We start from the raw sequence: 916 nt of genomic DNA on the forward strand, positions 1-916 counted from the left end.
AGTGGGATGTGGCTTGTCTAAGGCCCACTCCAACTCGGAGGTTCTCATGTCCCACCGTAACGCCCGGCTGACCGTCCATGGCCGCAGGCTGATCGTCGACCGGCACCAGGCCGGTTGGAAGCAGGCCCATATCGCCGCGGCGATGGGCATCTCCCGCAAATGCGTGAAGACCTGGATCGACCGCTACGCCGTCGAAGGCGAAGCGGGCCTGGAGACCCGGTCCTCGCGGCCGCACACGATGCCCGCCCGGACCGCGCCCGAGGTCGAGCAGGCGGTCCTGGCTGCCCGGGCCGAGCACCGCGAAGGCCCCGACGTGCTGGGCCCGAAGGTGGGGGTCCCGGCCAGGACGGTGTCGCGGATCCTGCGCCGGCACGGGGTGCCCTGCCTGCGCGAGTGCGACCCGATGACCGGCGATCCCATCCGCTCCTCGAAGTCCACCGCGGTCCGCTACGAGCGCGTCCGGCCCGGCGAGCTGGTCCACATGGACGTCAAGAAGCTCGGCCGGATCCCCGACGGCGGCGGGTGGAGGGCCCTGGGCCGGGCCGAGGGAAACCGCGCCCGCAAGACCACGATCGGCTACGACTACGTCCACTCGCTGGTCGATGACCACTCCCGGCTGGCCTACTCAGAGATCCTCCCGGACGAGAAGGGGACCACCTGCGCCGGGTTCCTCGAACGCGCCGCGGCCTACTTCGCGGCCAAGGGCATCGCACGGATCGAACGCCTCATGACCGACAATGCCTTCGCCTACCGCCACTCCAACGACCTCAAGCGCGTCTGCGCCGCCTTGGGCGTCAAGCAGAAGTTCATCAGGCCCCACTGCCCCTGGCAGAACGGCAAGGTCGAGCGCCTCAACCGCACCCTGGCCACCGAATGGGCCTACCGGCGCCCCTTCACCAGCAACACCGAACGCCAA

General features: G+C 69.7%; 1 protein-coding gene. It reads left to right on the plus strand.

The window, feature by feature from the left end:
- Positions 1-46: 46 nt before the first annotated feature.
- Positions 47-916 (plus strand): IS481 family transposase (locus ACLN58_RS22560; protein WP_415857434.1); only part of this gene is annotated, 870 nt, incomplete at its 3' end.

This window comes from Sinomonas sp. G460-2, assembly GCF_047759905.1.
Classification (GTDB): domain Bacteria; phylum Actinomycetota; class Actinomycetes; order Actinomycetales; family Micrococcaceae; genus Sinomonas.